Raw genomic sequence first — 22607 nt, 5'->3', positions numbered from 1 at the left:
CTTTCTCTGCTATAGTAAAGCCATTGAATGCTTGTTGATGTATCTATACTTTCATGATAGCAGACACATCCGCCGGCATTCCAATAATTGAACTCACAGAGCTGCTTCGATAATGGAAAGGCCTTCTTTGAGCTGCTCATCCGTCACGACAAGCGGCGTCAGGAATCTGATAATGTTGCCATTTATGCCGGCCGTCAGCAGCAGCAGCCCGTTCTCGTTCGCCGTTTTAGCGATCGCCGCGGCTTTTGCTTTGTCCGGTTCCCGCGTGTCCGGATCTTTGACAATTTCGATGGCCGCCATCGCGCCGAGTCTGCGCACTTCTCCGATGCAGGCATGCTCTTTTTTCCACTCGAGCGCTTGATGCTCAATGATCCGGCCGATCTCCTCGGAACGCTGATTCAGCCCTTCTTCTTCAATAATATCCAAGACCGCAAGCGCAGCCGCACAGCCGAGCGGGCTTCCCGCATATGTGCCCCCGAGTTCACCCGGCGCGGCGGCATCAAGCATTTCCGCCCGGCCGATGACGCCGCTCAGCGGCAATCCGGCCGCAAGTGATTTGGAAACGGTGATCAAATCCGGAACGGCTCCGAAATGTTCAATCGCAAAATACGTTCCCGTTCTGGCAAAACCGGTCTGAATCTCATCCGCTACAAAAACAATGCCGTGTTTTTTACAAAAAGCGGCGACGTGCTGGACGAAACGTTTTGACGGAATGATGAAGCCGCCTTCTCCCTGAACCGGCTCCATTACGACACAGGCGACGGTTTCCGGTGCAACTGCGGCGATAAAGAAATCCTCAAAAGCGCTGATGATAAAGTCGTCATACTGCTCGTCGCTCATGCCGGCCGGCTTTTGATAATAGTAAGGAAACGGCGCCTGATACACCTCTGAGGCAAATGGGCCGAAACCGTATTTATAAGGCTTCACCTTGCTCGTCATGCTCATCGTCATGTTCGTGCGGCCGTGGAACCCTCTTGTAAATGACACGACAGCCTGGCGCTTCGTATATTTTCTCGCGATTTTCACGGCGTTTTCCACCGCTTCCGCCCCCGAATTGAGAAAAATCGCTTTTTTCGCATGATCTCCCGGCGCAAGGGCGCAAAGTTTTTCGGCCAGCTCAATATAAGACGGATACATCATAACGTTAAAACCCGGGTGAATCAGATCCTCCGCCTGTTTCTTCACGGCCTCCACCACTTTCGGATGGGAATGGCCGACATTCAGCGTTCCGATCGCTCCGGCAAAATCAATGAATCGTCTGCCGTCCAAATCGTACAAAAGCGCCCCTTCCCCTTTTACCGCCATGCCGCGGTTTCCGTTGCCGACCCCCTTGGAAACGAATTGATCCCGTTTTTGCTGCCACTGGGCAGTTGTCACTTCTGATGATGCTGTTTGGCTCATAGATTCCATCCCCCTGCATTGTTTTCTTATCATTCTGACTTCTTTTTGGTATGATGAAAAGTACCAAAATCAATTTATCCATGGTATCAGAAAGGGGCAGGGTCTGGATGCTGACGATTTCCATTGATCATTCGGAAACGGCGGATTATATCTATCAGCAGATCTATCAGCACATAAAAGCGGCCGTTTTGAAGCGCAGCCTGATGCCTCATACAAAGGTGCCGTCTAAACGGGAGCTTGCCGAGACGCTGAAGGTCAGCGTGAATTCAGTGAATTCAGCTTATCAGCAGCTGCTTTCGGAAGGTTATTTATATGCGGTCGAAAGAAAAGGTTTTTTCGTGGAGGAAATTGATACGGTTTATCATGAAGAAGCGCCTTCGCTCCTATTGCCGGATGATTTGAAAGAGCGGGAGACGGATAAAAGCGGCTGGATTTCGTTTTCTCATATGAGCGTGGATACGGCGCATTTCCCCCTGAAAAGCTGGTTCCGCTGTGAGCATAAAGCAGCCGCCCGTTCATTTCATACACTCGGTGAACTCGTCCATCCGCAAGGTTTATATGAAGTCCGTGAAACAATTTCGCGGCTTATTTCCCTGACAAGGGGCGTTACATGCCGCCCGGAACAAATCGTGCTCGGGGCGGGCACGCAAATGCTGGTGCAGCTGCTGACGGAACTGCTGCCAAAAGACGCGCTCTACGCCATGGAGAACCCGGGATATATGAGGATGTACCGGCTGCTGCAAAACCTCGGGAAAAAGACAGCAACGATCGGCCTTGATGAGAAAGGCATGTCCATGGCCGAAATCGAAAAGCGCCGGCCCTCTGTATTGATCACCACGCCTTCCCATCAATTCCCCTCAGGCGTGATCATGCCGGCTTCCCGGCGGATTCAGCTTTTAAACTGGGCCGCCGAACAGAACGGCCGCTTCATCATTGAAGATGATTATGACAGTGAATTTAAATATGACGCCGATACGATACCGGCGCTTCAAAGCCTTGATCGGTTTCAAAATGTCATCTACATGGGGACCTTTTCAAAATCCCTTTTCCCAGGTCTGCGCATCAGCTATATGGTTCTGCCGCCCGGGCTTTTGCGGACGTTCAAAGAGAGAACGTATGACCTGCATACGTGCAGTACGCTTGCCCAGCTCGCGCTGAAAGAATTTATCGATTCAGGTGAATATCAGAAACATATTAAAAAGATGAAGCAGCATTATAAGAACATGCGGGAACGCCTCATTTCGGCTTTGGAAGAAACATTCGGAGAAAGAATAAGTGTAAAGGGCGCCAATGCGGGGCTTCATTTTGTCACGGAGTTTGACTGCGCCCGTTCAGAAAAAGAGATATTGGCACGGGCGGATGCAGAACAGCTCGATCTGTTTGCGATGAGCCGGTTCCGTCTGAAAGCGGGAGGCGATTCAAACAAACCGCAGCTTATCCTGGGGTTCGCCCGTCTGAAGGAGAGCGATATTCAAGAAGGCGTCCTCAGGCTTTACCGGGCAGTTTTCGGCGCATAAAAAAACCCCCGGAATTCGGGGACTTATTTACCAGCGGTCCGGTTCTGTCTGCAAAATCGCCTCCAGCAGGCCGGGAAACACCGCTTGTAAATCATCTTTGCGCAGGGAATAATAACGGTGCTTCCCGTCTATGCGCACTTGGGCGATCCCCGCTTCCCGCAGCACTTTGAAGTGATGGGACAGCGTTGATTTAGCGACCCGGACATCAGCGCAGGTTCCGCACGTTTTTTCTGTTGTTTCCGCCAATTGTTTGACCAGCTCTAAGCGGAGCGGATCACTCAGAGCATGAAGAACCTTTGTCAGCTGTAAGCGTTCGGTTTCAGGATGGTTTGGAATGTTCATGAGTCAAATGTAACACATAAAAGCGGCGGGTGACAATTTAGGCGGTGAGGGTTTTTCCTTTACCTTTCGCAATGAAACATGTTACAGTTAGTTCGATAATATTCGAACTATAACAAATTAACCCAATCAGGAGGAATAACAATGATCGTCTTACAGGCTTACATGAAAGTAAAAGCGGATAAACGCGAGGAATTTTTAGGAGAAGCGCAATCACTTCTTCAGCATTCACGCGCGGAAGAAGGAAATGTGCAATACGATCTTTTCGAAAAAGTCGGTGAGGAGAATACATTCGTCATGCTTGAACAATGGAAAGATGAAGAAGCGATGAAATTCCATAACGCAACTGACCATTTCCAAGGATTCGTGGCAAAAGCGAAAGAAGTGCTGAGTGCGCCGCTTGACGTCGTCCGCACAGAACTGTCAGAGTAACGAAAGGATGAATGACATGAACGAAGTCCTTCAATTATTAACAGACCACCGTTCCATCCGCAGCTACACAGATGAAACCGTATCGGATGAACAGCTGGATCTTATCATCCAAGCCGCTCAGGCAGCGCCGACTTCCATTAACGGTCAGCAATTTACCGTTATCGCGGTGAAAGATAAGGAACGGAAGAAAAAAATATCCGAATTGGCGGGCGGCCAGCCGTGGATTGACCAAGCGCCGGTTTTCCTTTTATTCTGCGCTGATTTTAACCGCGCCAAAATTGCGCTTGAAGAATATAATGATACACCGCTTGAGATCACGAACGGTTTAGAGTCCGTTCTAGTCGGAGCCGTAGATGTCGGGATTGCGCTGGGTACGGCAACGGCTGCGGCTGAATCAATGGGACTCGGCACTGTGCCGATCGGCGCCGTGCGCGGCAAGCCGGACGAACTCATTGAATTGCTGAAACTTCCGAAATACGTTTTCCCGGTTTCCGGTCTCGTCATCGGCCATCCGGCAGACCGCTCCGCGAAAAAACCGCGTCTGCCGCAAGCAGCCGTTCTGCATCATGAAACGTATCAAGAAGAAGATTTAAGAACCCATATCGAGGCCTATGACAAGCAGATGTCCGAATACATGAAAAAACGCACCGACGGACAGGAAACAAGAAACTGGTCACAAGGTATCACTTCCTACTATAAGCAGGTTTATTATCCTCACATTCGTGAAATGCTTGAAAAACAAGGATTTAAGACGGATAAATAAACGTATCAGCCTGCCGGAACACTCCGGCAGGTTTTTTCTATTTCTCAAACAAAAGCGTTGACACTATGTAAAAATTTTTGTTAATATTTTCATCATATACTCATTGGTTTTCTGTGAACCGATGGGTTTTCTATTGTGACGAAAGAAGGAATCTGGGCTTATGAATGATAAGAAAACGGATATTCTGCTGGCGGCAAGGAAGCTTTTTTCCGGGAAAAGCTTTTCGTCGGTTTCGATGCAGGCGATCGCAGAGGAGTGCAAAGTCTCCAAAGCATCTTTATATAAGCTGTTTGAATCAAAGGAAGACCTGCTCCTGGAGCTGCTCGATTTTAACCAGAAACAGATGGTAGCCGCCGCTTCATTATTGAATGAAGAAACAAGCCTCTCCCCTGAGGAACGGTTTGCCAAAAAACTGATGGCTGAGCTTGAAGGCTTCAGGCGCAATCAGCAGTTTTTTAATATGCTGATGTACGGAAGCCCCTCTTCCATTAATGAGCGGGTAAAGCGGCATATCCACAGAGCCCGCTCCACCTTTATCTGCTGGCATCGCGATTCACTGATTCAGACGTACGGCGAAGACATTATTCCTTATGTATGGGAGCTGGTGATCGTCCTGCAGGGGCTCCTGAGAGAATGCATCACGCTGATTAAGCTGGAAAAAGAACCGCTCGCCCTGGAGCCGCTCACGGAGTTTATCATCCGCCATCTCAATCTCATCGTCGAAAACAGGACAACCGAAACCGCATTGCCTCAGGAGATGATTGACCTTTATATCGCCTCCGCTTCCTCATTTGAGCCGAAAGACAAAACCGTATTGCTGGCTGAAAGCCTGAAGGAACTGAAAGAAGCGGTCTCAGTCCTTCCGGAGGAAAAATATGACGTCGCAGGACTCGCTTCCGCGGCGGCTATGCTGGAGAAAGAATCAGCGGACAAACAGCCGCGGGATTTTCTTATAAAAGCGCTCATCGGTTATTTGGAGCAGGCCGGACCGCTGCACCAGCCGCTTGCAGCCGTTAAAACATTGCTCAAACTATAAAGAAAGAAGGAATCAGCTTGAATAAGAGTATTGAAACTGCACCATACAAACGCTCTGTCATTGTCGGGATTCTTTTGGCGGGAGCGTTCGTCGCCATTTTGAACCAGACACTGCTTATCACGGCGCTGCCGCACATTATGAATGACTTCAATATAGACGCCAACAAAGCACAATGGCTGACAACATCGTTTATGCTGACGAACGGGATTTTGATTCCGATTACCGCATTTTTAATAGAGAAATTTACGAGCCGCACCCTCTTGATTTCCGCCATGAGTATTTTCACGGCGGGCACCATTGTCGGCGCATTCGCCCCGAATTTTCCGGTGCTCTTAACGGCCCGGATTATTCAGGCGGCCGGCGCCGGGATTATGCTGCCTCTCATGCAGACGGTATTTCTCACGATTTTCCCGATGGAAAAGCGCGGCCGCGCCATGGGTATGGTCGGCTTGGTTATTTCGTTCGCGCCGGCGATCGGCCCGACGCTTTCCGGATGGGCGGTCGAAGCATTCTCTTGGCGGTCTTTGTTTTATATTATCTTCCCGATCGCGGTCATCGATTTGCTTTTAGCGATTATTCTGATGAAAAACGTCACGACATTACGAGAAACACAGATTGATATTTTATCCGTGATCTTATCGACCCTCGGATTCGGCGGCCTGCTTTACGGCTTCTCAAGCGCCGGTTCATCAGGGTGGACCAGTGCTGAAGTGCTGACTTCGCTGCTTGTCGGAGCGGCCGCGCTGATTTTCTTTATCGCAAGACAGATGAAGCTCAAAAAACCGATGCTGGAATTCCGCGTGTTTTCTTTCGGGATTTTCAGCCTGACCACCCTGCTCGGAACGCTTGTCTTCGCGCTGCTGATCGGAACAGAAACCATTCTCCCGCTTTACACGCAAAAAGTCCGGGGCGTATCCGCGTTTGATACCGGATTAATGCTTTTGCCGGGCGCGATTGTGATGGGAATGATGTCTCCGTTTATCGGCCGGGTGTTTGACAGAATCGGCGGAAAAGGCCTTGCGATGACCGGATTCTTCATCATCCTGCTCACGTCCCTTCCGTTTATGAATCTGACAGACTCGACGTCTCTCATTTGGATTGTCGTCGTTTATACCGCGCGGCTTTTGGGAACAGCCATGATTATGATGCCGGTGACGACAGCGGGAATCAACGCCCTGCCGCGCCACTTAATTCCGCACGGCACAGCCATGAACAATACCGTCCGCCAAGTCGGGGGTTCTATCGGTACGGCGCTTTTAGTTTCCGTGATGAGCAGCCAGGCCGCACACGCCAATGCGTCAACTCCGGGAAACGCCGCCCTGCACGGCATGAATGCGGCATTTGTCGTAGCCGCCTGCATCGCGCTGGCCGGCTTCCTCTTATCTTTTACATTAAAGAAAAAACCGCGTCAGCCCGAGCAGCAGCAGGCCGTTACGCGGTAAACCAAAAAGAACCCGATCACGTATGTGACCGGGTTCTTTTTTTACTTCTCGATTCCGTCTTTTACTTCTTTCACCATCTGAGCCATGGATTCCAGGCCGCCTCCTGATAAATACCATGTAGCTGAATCAAGGTAGACAACATGGTTGTTTTTCACAGCTTTCACCGATTTTACATAATCATTTTCAACCACTTGTTTTGTTGAAGATTTTGTGCCGATCGCTGTTCCGCGGTCAACGACAAACATGTAATCAGGGTTTGTTTTGGCGATATATTCATAGGAAATGCTTTGTCCGTGCAATGAGGCTTCGATGTTTTTGTCAGCCGGTTTGACGCCGAACACATCATGAATGAAGCCGTATCTTGATTTAGATCCGAACGCGCTGATTTTGCCGTCGTTCGCCATCACCACTAACCCGTTTTTATCCGTGCTGCTTGTCTTTTTCTTCAGATCGGCAATGGATTTGTCAATTTTCGCAAGCTTATCTTTCACTTCATTTTCTTTGTTGAAGATTTTGCCGATCACTTCGGTGTTTTGCTTGAATCTGTCAACGTAGTTTGTATAGTCATCATCAAGATAAATCGTCGGCGCGATTTTTGAGAACTCTTTATAAGAATCAGATTGTCTGTGGGCGATAATGATTAAATCCGGATCAATATCCGCGACTTTTTCAAAATCCGGTTCTTTTAAACCGCCGGTATTGGCGTATTTATCACTATTATATGAAGATAAGTATTTTGGAAGGTTTTGTTTCGGAAGCCCCGCCACGTGATCCTGTAAACCGAGTTCATCCATCGTGTCCAGCATTCCGAAGTTGAATACGACGACTTTTTTCGGATTCTTCGGCACTTTGACTCCTTCTTTGTTCAGATCATCTTTGATTGTGATTGTTTCTTTTGATTTGCCTGATGTTTTGTCCCCGTTTCCGCATGCAGAAACAACAAAAATCGTAACGAGCGCAATGAATAGCAATGCGAATTTTTTCATGATTTTCACCTCATCTGGTTTTTAAGAAAAGTACACACCGATCCGCTGACTGTCAATCTCTTGAATCGGGATGGTCATATCATAAATATCTTCAAGCACGGAGGTTTCAATGATCTCCTCCGCCGGCCCTTCTTTGACGATCCGTCCGTTTTTCAGTGCGACGATATGGTCTGAATACACGGATGCGAAGTTGATATCGTGAATCACTACGACGACCGTTTTTCCGAAGTCTTCCACAAGCCGCTTCAACAGCTTCATCATTTCAACGGAATGCTTCATATCTAAATTGTTCAGCGGCTCATCGAGAAAAATATAGTCCGTATCCTGAGCGATGATCATCGCGATAAACGCCCTCTGACACTGGCCTCCGCTGAGCTGATCGAGGTATTTATCCTTTAAATCATCCAGCTTCATATAACTGAGGGCCTGGTTGATATGCACCCAATCTTCATCCGTCAGTTTCCCTTGGGAATACGGAAATCTGCCGAAGCTGACCAGGTCTTTAATTGTCAGTCTGATATTGATTTGGTTCGTCTGCTTCAAGATGCTGATTTTTTTTGCCAGATCGTTGCTTTTGCAGGCCCCGATCTCTTGCCCGTCGACCGTGATTTCCCCGGAATCCGTCTTAATCAGCCGGCTCATGATAGACAGCAGCGTGCTTTTCCCCGCGCCGTTCGGACCGATAAATGAGGTGAGCCTGCCCTTTTGAATGGATAGAGACGTTTTCTCAAGGACGGTTTTCCCTCCGTATTGTTTGCTTACATTTCTGACCTCTACCATGATTTATTCTCCTTTAACAGCAGATAGATAAAATAAATCCCGCCGGCAAAATTAATGATGACGCTCAGCGTCGTGGAAAATGTGAACACTTTCTCCACGACGAACTGGCCCCCGACGAGCGCGACGATGCTGATCAGGACAGAACCCGCGATTAAATACGTGTGCCTGTAGGTTTTTAAAAACTCTCTCGCCAGATTGACGACAAGCAGTCCTAAAAACATAATCGGCCCGACAAGAGCCGTAGAGACAGACACAAGAATGGCGACGACAATGAGCATCTGTTTCACAAGCTTATCGTAATCAATCCCCAGGTTGACGGCGTGCTCCCTGCCGAGGGACAGCACGTCAAAAAACCGCGTGAACCGCCAGACATAAATGCCTGTCAGAAGAAAGACAGCACCGGCAAACCATAAAAGATCGGTGTTGATATTGTTAAAGCTGGCAAACATTTTGTCCTGAACAACCTGGAACTCATTCGGATCAATCAGCATCTGCATAAAGGATGACAGACTGTTGAACAGCGTGCCGAACACGACGCCGACAAGCAGAAGGAAAAACACGTTCCGCCCCTCGCCTTTAAACATGAGCTGGTACAAAACGAGTGACAAGAGCACCATCAGCCCGACGGAGATGACGAAATTAAGATTTTTGTTCATCATGACGATATTCATTGAACCGAACAGGAACACGATGACGGTCTGAATGAGCATATACAGGGAATCGAGGCCTAAAATGCCCGGTGTCAGTATGCGGTTATTTGTAATCGTCTGGAAGATGACCGTTGAAAACGCGATCGCTCCTCCGGTGAGCATCATGGCAAGCACTTTGAAGCATCGTCTCGGCAGGGAGTATTCCCAATTGCCCAGTCCGTAGAACAGGAAGAATCCGATACATATCATGGCGAGCGCCGCCAGCAGCGTAATTTTTTTATTATGACTCATATGCTTTTCTCCTTAACAGCATATACAGGAAGATGCCGCTGCCGATAACACCGACCATCAGGCCGATGGAAATTTCGTACGGGAAGATGATCACCCTTCCCAAAATGTCGCAAAACAGCACAAAAACAGCGCCCAGCAGAGCGGTGTGAGGCAGGCTGCTCCTCAGGTTGTCCCCTTTGTAAATCGACACCATATTGGGAATGATCAAACCAAGAAACGGCAGCATCCCGACGGTCAGGATCACCAGTGAAGCGATGAGCGACACGATAATCAGACCGATATTGACGACGCGTTTGTATTTTAGGCCGAGATTGACGGAAAAGCTCTCTCCCATTCCCGCCACCGTAAATTTATCCGCATACACATAAGCGATGATCACCAGCGGGATACTCAGATATAAAAGCTCATACCGGCCTTTGACGACCAGTGAGAAATCCCCCTGCAGCCAGGACGACAGGTTTTGGATCAGGTCGTATTTATATGCGATAAACGTGGCGACTGAACTGACGATATTCCCAAGCATTAAACCGACGAGAGGAATAAAAATCGCATCATTAAACTTGATCCTCTCGAGAATTTTCATGAACAGGAAATTTCCCGCCAACGCGAAAACGAAAGCGATAGACATTTTCACAAGCGGACTGGCTGATGTAAAAAGCATTAATGAAATCAAAATTCCGAGCCTTGCCCAGTCCATCGTTCCCGCAGTCGTCGGCGATACAAATTTATTCCGGCTGATCTGCTGCATGATTAATCCGCAGATGCTCAGGCTCATGCCGGCGATGATAATGCTCACCAAACGCGGCAGCCGGCTGTCAAACAATGTACCTGCCTGTTCTTTATTTAAATGAAAAATATCCAGCGGCGACAAATCTTCTACACCGATAAATATAGAAGTACACGCCAAAACCGCCAGTAGCAAAAGTAAGTAACGTAGCTTCATGCTGCCTCCCTGCACCCATCACAAACGGTATGACTGATTGCCAAACAACTCCCATATATCCCACTCGTAATGATTATCATTATCAACGACAATTATAATCTTATCATCTTTCCAAGCGCAGTCAATACAGTTTTGCTTTCAAAAGCGGTCATCCGCGGGCCGTACACTAAATTGTCTTACAATCAGTCTATCAAGAATTTGCAGGATTTTCTATAACCTTCATTTGGCTGCTTATCATTTTTTGCACATGATGACACGCTTGAGGGAAACAAATCTGACAAACAGAGGAAAAATTCCTCCATGTAAATACAAATGTTCTCCCCACGTAGAAAAAATCCTTGATTTACATGTTTGAAAGAGAGATAATAAAAATTAAATTTGTGAGAAAATTTAAATATTAGGGGATGTAAATCATGAAAGTTGTAAAATTCGGAGGCAGCTCTCTTGCGTCAGGAGCCCAGCTTGAGAAAGTGTTTCAAATCGTGACGGCTGATCCCGCGCGGAAAGCCGTCGTCGTATCGGCACCGGGAAAACGCTTCTCGGACGATACAAAGGTGACGGATCTGTTAATCCGCTGTGCGGAGCATTATTTACAAAAAGGTGCAGCGCCCGAGCTTGCCGAAACGGTCATTGAGCGGTACGCCGCCATCGCGCGTGAGCTGAACCTGGATTTCTCTATTATAGAAAGAATTCGCAGTGACCTATTCGCTCTCTTAAACAGCTGTAAAACCAATCCCGAACAATATATGGATGCGGTGAAGGCGAGCGGCGAGGACAACAACGCGAAGCTGATCGCAGCCTACTTCCGGCGCCAGGGCGTGAAAGCGGAATATGTAAGTCCGAAAGAAGCGGGGCTGTTTGTGACGAATGAACCCGGAAGCGCGCAGGTGCTCCCTGAGTCTTATGATCATTTGTACCGCCTGAGAAACCGTGAAGGCTTGATCATTTTTCCGGGATTCTTCGGTTACACGAAGGAACATGAGATTGTGACGTTTTCCCGGAGCGGTTCTGATATTACCGGCTCCATTCTCGCCAGCGGCTTAAAAGCCGACCTGTACGAAAACTTTACTGATGTGGACGCCGTCTATTCCGTCAACCCGTCAATCGTGCGGCATCCGAAAGAAATTAACGAACTGACGTATCGGGAAATGCGTGAGCTCTCCTATGCCGGATTTTCCGTTTTTCATGATGAAGCGCTGATTCCCGCATTTCGGGCCGGCATCCCCGTTCAGATTAAGAATACGAATAATCCGGATGCGAAAGGAACACGCGTCGTCAGCAGCCGTGACAATACGAACGGGCCAGTCATCGGCATCGCAAGCGACACGGGCTTTTGCAGCATTTACATAAGCAAATATTTAATGAACCGGGAAATCGGTTTCGGCCGCAAAGCCCTTCACATTTTGGAGGAAGAAGGATTGACGTATGAACACGTTCCATCCGGCATTGACGACATCACGATCATCCTCCGGCACAATCAGATGGACTCAGAACTGGAACACAGGCTCGTCACCCGTCTGAAGCAGGAACTTCAAGCAGATGAGGTCACAGTCAGGCATAATCTGGCGCTGATTATGGTCGTCGGGGAAGCGATGCGCCATAATGTCGGCACAACCGCCAGGGCATCCAAAGCACTGTCGGAAGCCGGCGTCAACATCGAGATGATCAATCAAGGGTCATCGGAAGTCAGTATGATGTTCGGAGTGAAAGAAGAACAGGAAAGACACGCGGTGCGGGCACTGTATGACGAATTTTTTGCCGGAGTCTTACTCTCATAGGACACCGCCTCTTTTTTCTCTTGTCCACTAATATCCCTTACAAAGCAGCTTCTTTTACATATTGTATGGTATAGACAATATGGAGGTGAAGCTCATGTCAGGATATTCAGGAGTCAGCTCTTTCGCTTTGATCGTTGTTTTATTTATCCTGTTGATTATTGTTGGTACTGCCTTCGTTGGCGGTTTCTAAGCATCGCTCCGTCTATATGAGGACGCTGCAGGTTTTGACCTGCGGCGTTTTCTTTTGTTTTCCGCCGCTGTCCGAGTCCGGCCGCGCAAAAAAAAGACTGCCGGGAACATTCTCGGGGCAGTCTTTTCCTTTGTTCAGGCTATTTTCTTCTCACGTCATTCCTCTTTCAGCTACATGGAATTCAGCCTGATCTGTCTGGCCTGCTCCTGTCACTGTAAAAATCGCGGCGGCTGCTAAACAAATAACAAACCATTTAGATTTCAATTTCATACAAACCCTCACTCCTTTGTATTTGTTTCCTTGCCTCTTCGACTTTCAGAAAATAGTCAGAAGAAATCTTAAAGCAATTTTGTTCATAGTAATATTTAGCTGCTTCTAGTGCTAAATCCTCTATATCGGCGTATAAATTTTTATCTTCCAGGTAACGGAAACACGCGCTGATTGTTTCCTCATCCGGTTTCGCCTGATACAGAGCCTGCAGCCATTCGAATTTTACCGTGTAAACGGGATCGTCTGTTTCTTTAGCATATTCATATCCCCGCTTGTGATATTCCGACGCTTTTTCTTTTTTTCCGAGTTTAAAGTAAATGAGTGTGATTAGAAAATATGCTTGAGGAAGAGAATTGACGATTCTTTGTGATTCAAATGTATCAACCGCCCGTTCAAAGTACGGAATCGCTTCGCCGATGCGGTCCTGATTGTAGTAGCACAGTCCGAGGTTATACAGCGCCCTCCCGACAAGCTGCGCTTTTTGTTCTTTTTCGGCCATTTGCAGAGCGTGCTGAAAATGTTTGGCCGCCTGTTCAAAGCGCCTTTCATCCATTAAATTGACGCCGAATACAAAATGGCATTGAATAATCCGGACGTTATATGTGTCCTGCTCCACGTAAATTTCATAAGCGTTTTTTATATGTATCAAAGAAAAATACGTTTGTTTCATATGATAATAAGCTTCGGCCACTTTAAAATAAAACTCCGCCCGTTCCACATGGTCCGATACGAAGGCCAGTTTTTTCTCAGCTTGTTTATAATATGTAATCGCTGAGATAAATTCTCTTTTATCAAATTCAAACATGCCTTTGAAAAAATTGACGTAATAATCGAGAAGCCCCTTGAGGCCGGCCTGGCTGTTATCAATGTTATCAAGAATTTCCGACAGGGTCGGCTGGTCTTCTATCTTCAGTTTTTCCAGCGGCTCCAAGTAGTCCAGCATCAGCTGATGGCGAAATTCCATGAGGGAATAATAAAGCACTAAGTTCGAATCAGGCTCCATATGGTCAAGCTCTTGTTTGATCTCGGCCTTCAAGATCTCCGCATCCGGCACGCTGAATGTTCTGATGTATCGGTACCACTCGTTAATTTTCTGCCCGACTGCTGAAGAAGGAATTAACCCGCTCTTCATTCCTTCACCCTCCCCATCCAAGACCTGTTTACCAGTTATTTTATCACGTTTCCGTCTCTTTCCATCCCGAAAAACACGCAAACTTTGTTTCGGCAGAGCGCAATTTTCCGAGTGGAGTTAAAACAGACGGCGGCCAGACGGGACCGCCGGTTTCAAGATGATTCATTTTTCGTATTCAGCGGAAGGCGGATTGTAAAGGTCGTGCCTTTTCCTTTTTCGCTGTCAATATCTATCGTGCCCTTGTGCATTTCGACGAGCTGCCTGACGATGGAAAGGCCGAGTCCGTATTCGCCGTATGCCGTATTCGTTCTGGACACGTCCGCCTTATAAAACCGCTCCCATATATGCTCAATTTCCTCTTTGGAGATGCCGATCCCGGTGTCTTCGATTTCAATCACCGTTTCTTTATAGCCTTCATACCCGCGCAGCGTGATGTCTCCCTTTTGCGTAAATTGAATGCTGTTTTTCGTGATGTTGACGAGAATCTGGATCAGCCTGTCATAATCGGCGAACACTTTGACGCCGTCCTCCACTTGAATCCGCAGCTGATTTTGTTTTTTCTCCGCCTGCTGATTGAGATGCTCTTTAATAATTTCAAACACCTCGATGAGCGGCAGACTGAGCTTGTCCAGTTTGATTTGCTGGGATCTGATTTTTTCATAATCCAGGTTTTCTTTCACGAGCCTGAGCATCCGCTTCGTTTCTTCGCTGATCAGCGAGAAGCATTTCTCTTTATCTTTTTCCGGGATGGTGTTGCTGTTAAGCCCCTCCACAAGTCCGTTAATGGTCGTCAAAGGTGTTCTCAGCTCATGGGAGACATCGGCGATAAATTGGCGCCTCCGCTTTTCAAGGCGGTCAATCTGCTCTCTCGATTGCTTCAGATTTTTGGCCATGGTGTTGAAATCGGACGCCAGCATGCCGATTTCATCGCCGCCGCTGTTCTTGAGCGAAATATCGTAATCACCTGATGCCACTTTTCCGGTCGCATCCCTCAATGTCTGAATCCGCTTGACGTGAAATTTAGATAAAAGCCAGCTCAGCAGAATCGTGATGATAAGGGTGCTGATGATCGCGTAAATCATATAGCGGTTGACCTGGCTGATCATCTGCTCGACACCTCTGACGGGAGACACGAACAGCACCGCCCCTTTAAATTGATCGTTGATAAAAAGCGGCTTTGCGACAAGCGATACTTCTAAGCCTTCCGTATTAAAACGGTTCATCTCCGCTCTGATCTGAACGGTTTTCCCTTGCTTCAGCATGTGCCACTCTTTACTTTTCAGCTTCTCGCGCGGCGGCATATCGTCAGGAAAAAAGTAAGGCCGCTGATGTTCATCAAAAATAATAAACCTGGTCTCGCGCGTTTTTAACATGTCCTGATACGGATACAGGCGGCGCAGATCAAGATCGCGGCCGTTCAGCTCACTTGTGATCTGCTGCGCGTAAGATGACAGCTCATCCACTTTATTTTGATACGCAAAATCTTTCACAAAGTGCGAAAACAGGGAAATGATGATGAAAAAGGCCAAAATCAAAATGCTGACATGGCTTAACAGCAGCTGATATAAGTATTTAATCCTCATCAAATTTGTATCCTACCCCCCACACCGTGTATAAAAACGGTTTTTCCTCACTGGACAGTTTTTTGCGCAGCCGTTTAATATGAACATCAACCGTACGTTCATCGCCGTAAAATTGATAGCCCCACACCTGCTCAAGCAGCTGCTCTCTCGAAAAGACCTGGCGCGGATTTTGTGCGAGATAAAAGAGCAGATCGAATTCCTTCGGCGTCAGATTCTCGACAGGTTTTCCGTGCAGAAACACTTCCCGCGTCTTCTTATTGATTGAAAAACACGCCGTTTCGATCAATTCGTCACTTTTTACGGCCTGCCCCGTCGCCCGGTATCTTCTGATCACCGCTTTAATCCGCGCTACTAGTGTCAGCGGGCTGAACGGCTTGGTGACATAATCGTCGGCCCCCATTTCAAACCCGATCACCTGATCAGACTCCGTGTCCTTTGCGGTCAGCATAATAATCGGCACACTGCTCGTCTCTCTTATTTTCCGGCAGATCGTCACTCCGTCCATGGATGGAAGCATAATGTCCAGAATGACCAAATCCCAGTCCTCTTCCGTGAACCGCTGATAGCCTTCCACTCCGTCATGGACAAATTCGGCTTCAAACCCTTCTTTAAAAAAGAACATTTCCGTCATGGTGCATACGCTTATATTGTCTTCTATCATTAATATCTTCATTGGTTCCTCCGCTTATCTTGACGCTTTTTCTTATAATAGCACCATTTTACTCGGATGTTTTCGGGTTTCACAATTGTTAGTTTTTATTTCATCACCCGGAAATAGTTTGTTCATATTTTTTTCATACATTTCTCCTACTATATACATATCGGATGACCGGTGCTAAAGAAGGCCGGTTTTACAAGATCTGACACCCACACGGAGGAACAGACATGAACTTTATAAAAAGAGCCTTTTGGAGCATGAAGGAAAAAAAGGGAAAAACATTTTTGCAGCTGGTTGTGTTTTCAGTGATTTGCATTTTTGTCCTGTCCGGTCTTACGATCCAGTCAGCGGCAAAGAAATCAAGCGAACTGGCAAGGCAGCAGCTCGGCGGGAGCGTCACACTCCAGGCTGACCGCCAAAAGCAAATGGCGCAGCAGCAAAAAGACGGTGAAAAGAGGACGTTTGAATCAACGCCGATTTCCGTCTCAGATGCCAAGAAGCTTACATCTTTACAGCATGTTAAAAATTACAACTTCCTCACGACAGCGTCAGCAAATGCAGAAAGCTTTGATGCGATAAAAAGCTCAGGCGAATCAGCCAGTTCCGGCGCCGGCCGTTTTCAAGGCGGCGGAAGACAGATGATTTCAGCGGATATCTCGATCGAAGGCGTGCTCTCTACGGCATTGCTTGATGATTTCACAGGCGGGAGTTCAAAAATCACTGACGGACGCGCTATCACAAAAACAGATGCGGACGCAAAAGTCGCCGTGATTAATGAAACGCTGGCAGACCAAAATAAGCTGAAAGTCGGCGGCTCCATTACCGTTTCCTCAGCAGCGGATGATTCTTTGAAAACGAAGCTTAAAATTGTGGGAATCTATAAAACAACATCATCAGGAGACGATCAGGCACAGCATTTTTCATTCTTAAATCCTGACAATAAAATCTACACGCCTTACACCGCCGCGGCGGCGTTAAAAGGGTCTGATAACAAAAACAAAATCAGCTCAGCCGTTTATTATATGGATGATGCAAAATATATTGACTCATTCGTTGCGGCTGCGAAAAAAACATCTATAGATGATAAAACCTACGCGCTGACGACAAATGATCAGGTGTATCAGCAAATGGCCGGTCCGATTGAAAATGTCGCGTCATTTTCTAAAAACGTGGTATACCTTGTATCCATCGCGGGCGCGGTCATTCTCGGGTTGATCGTGATGATGTCGATCAGGGAACGCAAGTATGAAATGGGTGTCTTGATGGCGATCGGCGAAAAGCGCTGGAAGCTCATCGGACAATTCTTAACGGAAATTCTGGTTGTCGCCGTTATTGCCATCGGGATCGCATCCGTCACGGGCAGCCTTGTGGCGAATCAGCTCGGAAATCAGCTTCTTTCCCAGCAGGTCAGCTCAGCCGATGATTCACAGCAGCAAACAAGCGGCTGGGGCGGCGGAGAAATGCCGCGGGGAGGCGGCTTGTTCGGTCAGCATTCATCCGGCGCGGATGTCATCAGTACAATGCAGGTAAACGTCTCGCTGAATGACCTTCTGATTCTTGGCGGGATCGGCGTCGCAATTGCCGTCATCGCCACATTACTGCCGTCTGTATCAGTCATGCGGCTTCACCCTAAAACGATCCTGACCAAGCAGGAATAAGAGGAGGCAGCATAATGAGCCTATTAACCTTTCAACAGACCGGCTACTGGTACCAAGACAAATCACAGCCGCTGTTTCAGGATATAACGATCAGCTTTGAAAAAGGGAAGTTTTATACAATTGTCGGCGCCTCCGGGACGGGGAAAACAACGTTTCTGTCTCTGGCGGGCGGCCTTGATACACCTAAAGAGGGAAGCATCCTTTATAACGGAGAAGACATCTCCAAAATCGGATTAACCAAATTCAGAAATCAATATGTCTCTATCGTCTTTCAATCTTATCATCTGATCCCGTATATGACGGCGCTCCAGAATGTCACAACAGCGATGGAGATCACCGGCTCTAAGGAGAACAACAAAGATGCGTTCGCGCTCAGCATGCTGAAAAAAGTCGGCATCACCGAACAGCAGGCCCGTCAGCGAGTGCTGACATTAAGCGGCGGACAGCAGCAGCGCGTTTCAATTGCGCGGGCTTTCTGCTGTGACACGGATTTGATTTGCGCGGACGAGCCGACGGGAAATCTCGACGAGGATACGTCAAAGGAAATCGTCCGGCTCTTTCAGGACTTGGCACATAAAGACGGCAAATGCGTCATCATGGTGACGCACGACGAACAAATTGCCAAAGTGTCTGATATCAACATCCGCTTATCAAGAGGAAGTTTCACGGTCAAAGAAAACGGCACGGCCGTTTCCTGATACCGCGCCCCTGCCAGCGCAGACAGGGGCGCACCCTATATCCCCCTATTCAATAGAAGTGAACGTAAAAAGAGCGAGGGCTGCATCCCCTCGCTCTTTTTATTTATATCAGCTGTAAATAACGGTCAATATTTGATTGTCCGGCTGCTTTGATCAATTCTTCCGCCTTTTCCTCTTCCCCCGGCAAAGCGAGCCGGAGTTTGTCTTCAATGTCTTTTTCAGAAAGGCCGTTTCCCGGCGCTCCCTTCGGACAGTCGATACGTGTTTCATAGACATGACCGCCGGAAGCCGTAACCCGTACAATTGTAAAACGGCCCTTCGGAACGGCGTTTTCAGCCGGCTGAATTTGGTCATCGCAGCTGCGGTGAATCCGCTCAAATCCTTTTTGAAAGGATTCAGGAATCGGCTCGGATGTGAAATGTTCAACTGAAAAATCCTTACCGTGCAAAGCTAAGGTGATCACATATTCCACGCTGAATCTTCCCGCTTCGCCTGTTTTCGGACGCCGTTCTGTCAATGCGGCGTCCCCGCCCGGCGGATAAATCACGTCGATCCGTTCCGTTTGGCCGAAAGTGAGACCATGTTCGGCCTTCAGCTTGAGAATGGCGTCCGCCGCATGATGAGCCGCCGAGCAAAACGGATAAACCTTAAACCAAAGTCCCGGGCTCACAATCCGCCAAGGGTTTCCCCACCTGTTTACAAGCAGGGTTTCTGCCCGTTCAAGATCGCCGTACAGTCCGAAAAAACCTTTCTCCCCGTCGAGCGCATGAACTGAGCCGCCGAAACCGGCCTTTGCAAGCTTTACGGCGAACAATCCGGCTTGAGCGGCCAGTCCTGCGTGGAGCGGCTTCATTTCTGTCCCGAATTGCACTCTCATGCCTCCGGAACGGGCGGCCGCAAACCCGATTGCTTTCTGCAATTGGATTTGATTCAGATTCTCCGCGAATCCGACGGCGCATGCGGCCGCAATGGCACCTAACGTTCCTGTATTGTGCCAGCCTTTCTCGTAATGATGCCTTCCAGCTGACTCGCCGATCCGCGCCATCACTTCGATTCCCGTCACATAAGCACCGAGAAAGCGGCCCTTGTCTATACGGCCGGCTGATGCGGCTGCAATCAAAGCCGGGAGGATGACTGCGCTCGGATGTCCTCTTACATCAGAATGAACATCGTCAAAATCAAGCGCATGTGCGATGAATCCGTTAATGAGCGCGGATTGGGACGGCGTGGTTTTTTGATTTCTGCCGATAAGCGGCGCTATCGGCACCCCGCCTTCTTCTTCGGCCAGTTTTACCAGCTTTTCAACTCCTTTATCCCGTCTCCCCGCAAAAGCTGCCGCTGTAAAATCAAGCAGTCCTTTGCGCGCTTCTTTCATCGCTTCAGCGGATGTTTCCGGCACAGACGACATGACGGCCTCAGCAAGCCCGGCCGTCAGATTTTCCGTATTCATTCCGTCTGCTCCAATACATTGACGGCAAGCCGGGCGAAAAACTCAGCCGCTGCCGGGAGCGCTTTTTCGTCGAGTGTGAAGGCGGGATGGTGCCATTCTTCTGTTCCGTTTGTTCCCATCCAGACGAAAAAGCCGGGGATTTTTTCTTGATATAACGCGAAGTCTTCGCCGCCGGGCGACTGTTCTGCCCGAACGGTCTGAAGCCCGAGATCTTCAGCCGTTTGTTCCGCCGCCTGGATGAAACGGGCGTCGTTCATCACTGTCGGAAGGTAAGGATACCAACGGAATTCGGCTTCTGCCCCGAACCCGGCTGCGATTCCTTCGGCAACCCGCTTCATATGTTTCGGAACAGCGTCACGCGCATCCTTTTGAAACGTCCGGACGGTGCCTTCCATTTCAACATGGTCCGGGATGACATTCCAAGAGCTGCCGCCTTGAACTCTTGTGATGCTGACGACGGCATTGTGAAGCGAGCTGATATTTCTGCTGACAACTGATTGCAGGCCGCCGGTAATCTGCCCTGCCGCCTGAATCGGATCAATGCTGTTATCAGGGATTCCGGCGTGGCCGCCTTTTCCTTTAACGGTGATTTCAAAGCGGTCGACACTCGCCATCAGCGGGCCTTCTTTCAGACCGACCGTACCGACGGGGAGGTCAGGTTTGTTATGCATGCCGAATATCGCCGATACACCGTCAAGCGCGCCGGCTTCAATGACCTGTCTTGCTCCGGCGGCGATTTCTTCCGCGGGCTGAAAAATAAACCGCACCGTTCCTTTCAGCTCATGCTTTCTCTCTTTTAATAAAAAAGCCGTGCCGAGGATAGATGCCGTATGGAAATCATGGCCGCAGGCGTGCATCACGCCGCTGTTGCGCGAAGCAAACGGAAGGTTTGTTTTCTCTTCGATCGGCAATGCGTCGATGTCCGCTCTGACGGCGATGACGGGGCCGCTTTTGTCTCCTTTGATTTCAGCGATCACTCCGGTTTGAAGTTTCGGCATATCAAGAACCGTGATTCCTTCTTCCTCCAGCCAGCGGCGGATTTTATTCGTCGTTTCGTATTCCTCGCCTGACAGCTCAGGGTGTTCATGAAGGTCGCGGCGGATATTGATTAAACGTTTGTTTAATGATTCATACGTTTCATTTGCCATTTCTTCTTCTTCCCTTCTTAGACAAGTTCGGCGGGCTCTCCCACTTGCTTAATGAATTTTTTCGTCCGTTCGTTCTGCGGATTGTCAAACAGCTCTTCCGGCGTTCCCTGTTCGATGATGCGTCCGTCTGCCATAAAAATAACTTTGTCGGCCACTTCACGAGCAAAAGTCATCTCATGCGTGACGATGATCATGGTTGTCTGTTTTTCGGCAATTGATTTGATGACTTGGAGCACCCCGGCTACAAGCTCAGGGTCAAGGGCCGAAGTCGGTTCATCCAGTAAAATCGCGTGAGGATCAACGGCCAAGGCGCGCGCAATCCCGATCCGCTGCTGCTGCCCGCCCGACATCGTAATCGGGTAGCTGTCCGCTTTGTGTTCTAAACCGACTTGCCGCAGCAGATCCATACCGATCTGTTCCGCTTCTTTTTTCGGTTTCTTTTGCGCGGTGATCAGCGCCTCTGTCACATTTTGCAGGGCGGTTTTGTTTTTGAACAGGTTGTAATTCTGAAACACCATCGCCGTCTGCTGGCGAAGCTTATGAACGTCTTTGCGCGAATAGGACGCTGCATTCAGTTTTGCATCACCGATTTCAATGATGCCGTCATCCGGGCGCTCCAGCAGATTCAAACAACGGAGGAGCGTTGATTTTCCCGAGCCTGACGGGCCGATGATGGCCGTGACTTCGCCGCTTTTGATCTCAAGATCGATCCCGTCAAGTACGGTAAGGTCTTTAAATGCTTTTCGAATATGTCTGACTTGTATCATCCTGAGCCTCCTCCTATGTGCGATAAGGCTTGCTGATCGCCCGTTCGAGCAGATCCTGCAGCACACTGTAAATAATCGTAAGAATCCAGTACATGACCGCGACGGCTAAATACGTCTCAAAATATTTGAGGTTGCCTGATGCGTACATTTTTCCTTGGGCGAACATTTCCATCACTCCTAATGTAAAGGCGAGCGATGTTTCCTTTAACAGGCCGATAAACGTATTTCCCGTCGCGGGAAGCGCGTTTCTGACGGCTTGCGGGAAAATGATCCGTCTGTACGCCTGGGATTTTGTCATTCCGACAGACAGACAGGCTTCAAGCTGCCCCTCATCGACTGAGTTGAGCGCCGCGCGGAAGATTTCAGCCAAGTAGGCGGCATTCTTCAGGCTTAACCCGATAATCGCCGCAGTTAACGCCGTCATCTTGCTCATTCCGGGAAAGAGCTGGGGCAGGCCGTAATAAATTAAGAAAAGCTGCACGAGCGTCGGCACGCCCCGGAAAAATGAAATATACACCTTTGACAGCTGGTGAAGCACAGGAACACGATTTTTTGTGATAAGCGCTAATATAAGGCCGCCGATCACGGCAAATACCATGGCCGCGACGGCCATTAGTAATGTGATCGGCAAGGCTTCGATTAACGCGGGAAAAGCTGAAAACATAAATCCCCAATCAATGCTGTTCATTCTCGAT

Annotated in this window: 23 protein-coding genes; 9 read left to right on the top strand and 14 right to left on the bottom strand. The window is 48.6% G+C overall.

All coding sequences use genetic code 11. The features are described 5' to 3' along the window. Nucleotides 1-93 precede the first annotated feature (93 nt). Nucleotides 94-1401, bottom strand: coding sequence for a 4-aminobutyrate--2-oxoglutarate transaminase (gene gabT / locus G4O42_RS02075; RefSeq protein WP_032872899.1), 1308 nt, complete (start codon nt 1399-1401; stop codon nt 94-96). A 107-nt stretch (nt 1402-1508) separates the two neighbouring features. On the opposite strand from gabT, the gene gabR reads away from it, so the two are divergent. Continuing rightward, the gene (gabR, locus tag G4O42_RS02070) at nt 1509-2918 is read left to right on the top strand and encodes a MocR-like transcriptional regulator GabR (protein WP_032872897.1); all 1410 of its coding nucleotides are present in this window, start codon (nt 1509-1511) and stop codon (nt 2916-2918) included. 27 nt (nt 2919-2945) lie between these two features. Here gabR and G4O42_RS02065 read toward each other — a convergent pair whose 3' ends face one another. After that, a complete protein-coding gene (locus G4O42_RS02065) occupies nt 2946-3260 on the bottom strand; it encodes an ArsR/SmtB family transcription factor (RefSeq protein WP_032872895.1) in 315 nt (104 codons plus the stop codon). Between the two features lie 141 nt (nt 3261-3401). Here G4O42_RS02065 and G4O42_RS02060 point away from each other — a divergent pair, with 141 nt between their 5' ends. The 4 genes from G4O42_RS02060 (at nt 3402) to G4O42_RS02045 (ending at nt 6930) form a co-directional block, all read left to right on the top strand. Next, on the top strand, nt 3402-3689 hold the full coding sequence (locus tag G4O42_RS02060) for a putative quinol monooxygenase (RefSeq protein ID WP_032872892.1): 288 nt from the start codon (nt 3402-3404) through the stop codon (nt 3687-3689). Nucleotides 3690-3705: 16 nt separating this feature from the next. Further along, a complete protein-coding gene (gene nfsA, locus G4O42_RS02055) occupies nt 3706-4452 on the top strand; it encodes an oxygen-insensitive NADPH nitroreductase (RefSeq protein WP_032872890.1) in 747 nt (248 codons plus the stop codon). 160 nt (nt 4453-4612) lie between these two features. Further along, complete coding sequence (locus G4O42_RS02050) at nt 4613-5488, top strand: TetR/AcrR family transcriptional regulator (protein WP_032872887.1); 876 nt, start codon at nt 4613-4615, stop codon at nt 5486-5488. Between the two features lie 17 nt (nt 5489-5505). Then, nucleotides 5506-6930 (top strand): MDR family MFS transporter, encoded by a 1425-nt coding sequence (locus tag G4O42_RS02045; protein ID WP_045555063.1) that lies wholly within the window; start codon nt 5506-5508, stop codon nt 6928-6930. Nucleotides 6931-6971: 41 nt separating this feature from the next. Here the strand turns inward: G4O42_RS02045 and G4O42_RS02040 are convergent, their stop codons facing one another. From G4O42_RS02040 to G4O42_RS02025, 4 genes are read right to left on the bottom strand one after another with little or no spacing between them, the layout of a single operon-like run. Further along, nucleotides 6972-7916 (bottom strand): siderophore ABC transporter substrate-binding protein, encoded by a 945-nt coding sequence (locus G4O42_RS02040; RefSeq protein WP_003156329.1) that lies wholly within the window; start codon nt 7914-7916, stop codon nt 6972-6974. Nucleotides 7917-7937: 21 nt separating this feature from the next. Beyond that, complete coding sequence (locus G4O42_RS02035; protein WP_007609404.1) at nt 7938-8696, bottom strand: iron ABC transporter ATP-binding protein; 759 nt, start codon at nt 8694-8696, stop codon at nt 7938-7940. After that, nucleotides 8690-9637 (bottom strand): iron chelate uptake ABC transporter family permease subunit, encoded by a 948-nt coding sequence (locus G4O42_RS02030; RefSeq protein WP_014416905.1) that lies wholly within the window; start codon nt 9635-9637, stop codon nt 8690-8692. Before G4O42_RS02030 ends, G4O42_RS02035 begins: the two co-directional genes overlap by 7 nt. Further along, nucleotides 9627-10580, bottom strand: a complete 954-nt coding sequence (locus G4O42_RS02025; protein ID WP_032872883.1) for an ABC transporter permease — start codon at nt 10578-10580, stop codon at nt 9627-9629. Before G4O42_RS02025 ends, G4O42_RS02030 begins: the two co-directional genes overlap by 11 nt. Before the next feature lie 413 nt (nt 10581-10993). Here G4O42_RS02025 and G4O42_RS02020 point away from each other — a divergent pair, with 413 nt between their 5' ends. Both G4O42_RS02020 and G4O42_RS02015 read left to right on the top strand, forming a co-directional pair. Further along, a complete protein-coding gene (locus G4O42_RS02020; protein ID WP_007609394.1) occupies nt 10994-12358 on the top strand; it encodes an aspartate kinase in 1365 nt (454 codons plus the stop codon). Nucleotides 12359-12437: 79 nt separating this feature from the next. Continuing rightward, a complete protein-coding gene (locus G4O42_RS02015) occupies nt 12438-12548 on the top strand; it encodes a YjcZ family sporulation protein (RefSeq protein WP_369878517.1) in 111 nt (36 codons plus the stop codon). Nucleotides 12549-12698: 150 nt separating this feature from the next. On the opposite strand, the gene phrC is transcribed toward G4O42_RS02015, so the two are convergent. The 4 genes from phrC to yclJ form a co-directional block, all read right to left on the bottom strand. Next, nucleotides 12699-12818 carry a phosphatase RapC inhibitor PhrC gene (gene phrC, locus G4O42_RS02010; protein WP_003156334.1) on the bottom strand — a complete coding sequence of 40 codons (120 nt, stop codon included), beginning with the start codon at nt 12816-12818 and terminating at the stop codon, nt 12699-12701. Beyond that, nucleotides 12802-13950 carry a Rap family tetratricopeptide repeat protein gene (locus G4O42_RS02005; RefSeq protein ID WP_007410270.1) on the bottom strand — a complete coding sequence of 383 codons (1149 nt, stop codon included), beginning with the start codon at nt 13948-13950 and terminating at the stop codon, nt 12802-12804. Before G4O42_RS02005 ends, phrC begins: the two co-directional genes overlap by 17 nt. A 152-nt stretch (nt 13951-14102) precedes the next feature. Further along, entirely contained in the window at nt 14103-15536 is a 1434-nt protein-coding gene (yclK, locus tag G4O42_RS02000) for a two-component system sensor histidine kinase YclK (RefSeq protein ID WP_161503657.1), read from the bottom strand. Further along, nucleotides 15523-16206, bottom strand: a complete 684-nt coding sequence (gene yclJ / locus G4O42_RS01995; protein WP_032872879.1) for a two-component system response regulator YclJ — start codon at nt 16204-16206, stop codon at nt 15523-15525. Before yclJ ends, yclK begins: the two co-directional genes overlap by 14 nt. Before the next feature lie 212 nt (nt 16207-16418). Between yclJ and G4O42_RS01990 the strand changes: the two genes are divergently transcribed. Then, nucleotides 16419-17849 carry an ABC transporter permease gene (locus G4O42_RS01990; protein ID WP_032872876.1) on the top strand — a complete coding sequence of 477 codons (1431 nt, stop codon included), beginning with the start codon at nt 16419-16421 and terminating at the stop codon, nt 17847-17849. Between the two features lie 14 nt (nt 17850-17863). After that, entirely contained in the window at nt 17864-18547 is a 684-nt protein-coding gene (locus tag G4O42_RS01985) for an ABC transporter ATP-binding protein (protein ID WP_032872874.1), read from the top strand. Nucleotides 18548-18650: 103 nt separating this feature from the next. Here G4O42_RS01985 and G4O42_RS01980 read toward each other — a convergent pair whose 3' ends face one another. Genes G4O42_RS01980 through G4O42_RS01965 form a run of 4 tightly spaced genes read right to left on the bottom strand, consistent with a single transcriptional unit; the run spans nt 18651 to nt 22600 of the window. Beyond that, nucleotides 18651-19997 carry an MmgE/PrpD family protein gene (locus tag G4O42_RS01980; RefSeq protein WP_032872872.1) on the bottom strand — a complete coding sequence of 449 codons (1347 nt, stop codon included), beginning with the start codon at nt 19995-19997 and terminating at the stop codon, nt 18651-18653. Then, nucleotides 19994-21145 (bottom strand): M20 peptidase aminoacylase family protein, encoded by a 1152-nt coding sequence (locus tag G4O42_RS01975; RefSeq protein ID WP_032872869.1) that lies wholly within the window; start codon nt 21143-21145, stop codon nt 19994-19996. The genes G4O42_RS01980 and G4O42_RS01975 overlap by 4 nt, the downstream gene beginning before the upstream one ends. Before the next feature lie 17 nt (nt 21146-21162). Continuing rightward, nucleotides 21163-21912, bottom strand: a complete 750-nt coding sequence (locus G4O42_RS01970) for an amino acid ABC transporter ATP-binding protein (RefSeq protein WP_032872867.1) — start codon at nt 21910-21912, stop codon at nt 21163-21165. Between the two features lie 13 nt (nt 21913-21925). Further along, the gene (locus G4O42_RS01965) at nt 21926-22600 is read right to left on the bottom strand and encodes an amino acid ABC transporter permease (RefSeq protein ID WP_007410261.1); all 675 of its coding nucleotides are present in this window, start codon (nt 22598-22600) and stop codon (nt 21926-21928) included. Nucleotides 22601-22607: the final 7 nt, after the last annotated feature.

The sequence above is a fragment of the Bacillus sp. LUNF1 genome (assembly GCF_011008975.1).
In the GTDB taxonomy this organism is placed as follows: Bacteria; Bacillota; Bacilli; order Bacillales; family Bacillaceae; genus Bacillus; species Bacillus velezensis.
Note: the sequence above shows the minus strand (reverse complement) of the source record. Positions and strands in the feature narration are given on the sequence as shown.

Bases quoted from the DNA above. Each gene is read 5' to 3' on its own strand.
- gabT (WP_032872899.1), bottom strand. From the start codon at position 1,401: ATGAGCCAAACAGCATCATCAGAAGTGACAACTGCCCAGTGGCAGCAA.
- gabR (WP_032872897.1), top strand. From the start codon at position 1,509: ATGCTGACGATTTCCATTGATCATTCGGAAACGGCGGATTATATCTAT.
- G4O42_RS02065 (WP_032872895.1), bottom strand. From the start codon at position 3,260: ATGAACATTCCAAACCATCCTGAAACCGAACGCTTACAGCTGACAAAG.
- G4O42_RS02060 (WP_032872892.1), top strand. From the start codon at position 3,402: ATGATCGTCTTACAGGCTTACATGAAAGTAAAAGCGGATAAACGCGAG.
- nfsA (WP_032872890.1), top strand. From the start codon at position 3,706: ATGAACGAAGTCCTTCAATTATTAACAGACCACCGTTCCATCCGCAGC.
- G4O42_RS02050 (WP_032872887.1), top strand. From the start codon at position 4,613: ATGAATGATAAGAAAACGGATATTCTGCTGGCGGCAAGGAAGCTTTTT.
- G4O42_RS02040 (WP_003156329.1), bottom strand. From the start codon at position 7,916: ATGAAAAAATTCGCATTGCTATTCATTGCGCTCGTTACGATTTTTGTT.
- G4O42_RS02035 (WP_007609404.1), bottom strand. From the start codon at position 8,696: ATGGTAGAGGTCAGAAATGTAAGCAAACAATACGGAGGGAAAACCGTC.
- G4O42_RS02030 (WP_014416905.1), bottom strand. From the start codon at position 9,637: ATGAGTCATAATAAAAAAATTACGCTGCTGGCGGCGCTCGCCATGATA.
- G4O42_RS02025 (WP_032872883.1), bottom strand. From the start codon at position 10,580: ATGAAGCTACGTTACTTACTTTTGCTACTGGCGGTTTTGGCGTGTACT.
- G4O42_RS02020 (WP_007609394.1), top strand. From the start codon at position 10,994: ATGAAAGTTGTAAAATTCGGAGGCAGCTCTCTTGCGTCAGGAGCCCAG.
- G4O42_RS02015 (WP_369878517.1), top strand. From the start codon at position 12,438: ATGGAGGTGAAGCTCATGTCAGGATATTCAGGAGTCAGCTCTTTCGCT.
- phrC (WP_003156334.1), bottom strand. From the start codon at position 12,818: ATGAAATTGAAATCTAAATGGTTTGTTATTTGTTTAGCAGCCGCCGCG.
- G4O42_RS02005 (WP_007410270.1), bottom strand. From the start codon at position 13,950: ATGAAGAGCGGGTTAATTCCTTCTTCAGCAGTCGGGCAGAAAATTAAC.
- yclJ (WP_032872879.1), bottom strand. From the start codon at position 16,206: ATGAAGATATTAATGATAGAAGACAATATAAGCGTATGCACCATGACG.
- G4O42_RS01990 (WP_032872876.1), top strand. From the start codon at position 16,419: ATGAACTTTATAAAAAGAGCCTTTTGGAGCATGAAGGAAAAAAAGGGA.
- G4O42_RS01985 (WP_032872874.1), top strand. From the start codon at position 17,864: ATGAGCCTATTAACCTTTCAACAGACCGGCTACTGGTACCAAGACAAA.
- G4O42_RS01980 (WP_032872872.1), bottom strand. From the start codon at position 19,997: ATGAATACGGAAAATCTGACGGCCGGGCTTGCTGAGGCCGTCATGTCG.
- G4O42_RS01975 (WP_032872869.1), bottom strand. From the start codon at position 21,145: ATGGCAAATGAAACGTATGAATCATTAAACAAACGTTTAATCAATATC.
- G4O42_RS01970 (WP_032872867.1), bottom strand. From the start codon at position 21,912: ATGATACAAGTCAGACATATTCGAAAAGCATTTAAAGACCTTACCGTA.
- G4O42_RS01965 (WP_007410261.1), bottom strand. From the start codon at position 22,600: ATGAACAGCATTGATTGGGGATTTATGTTTTCAGCTTTTCCCGCGTTA.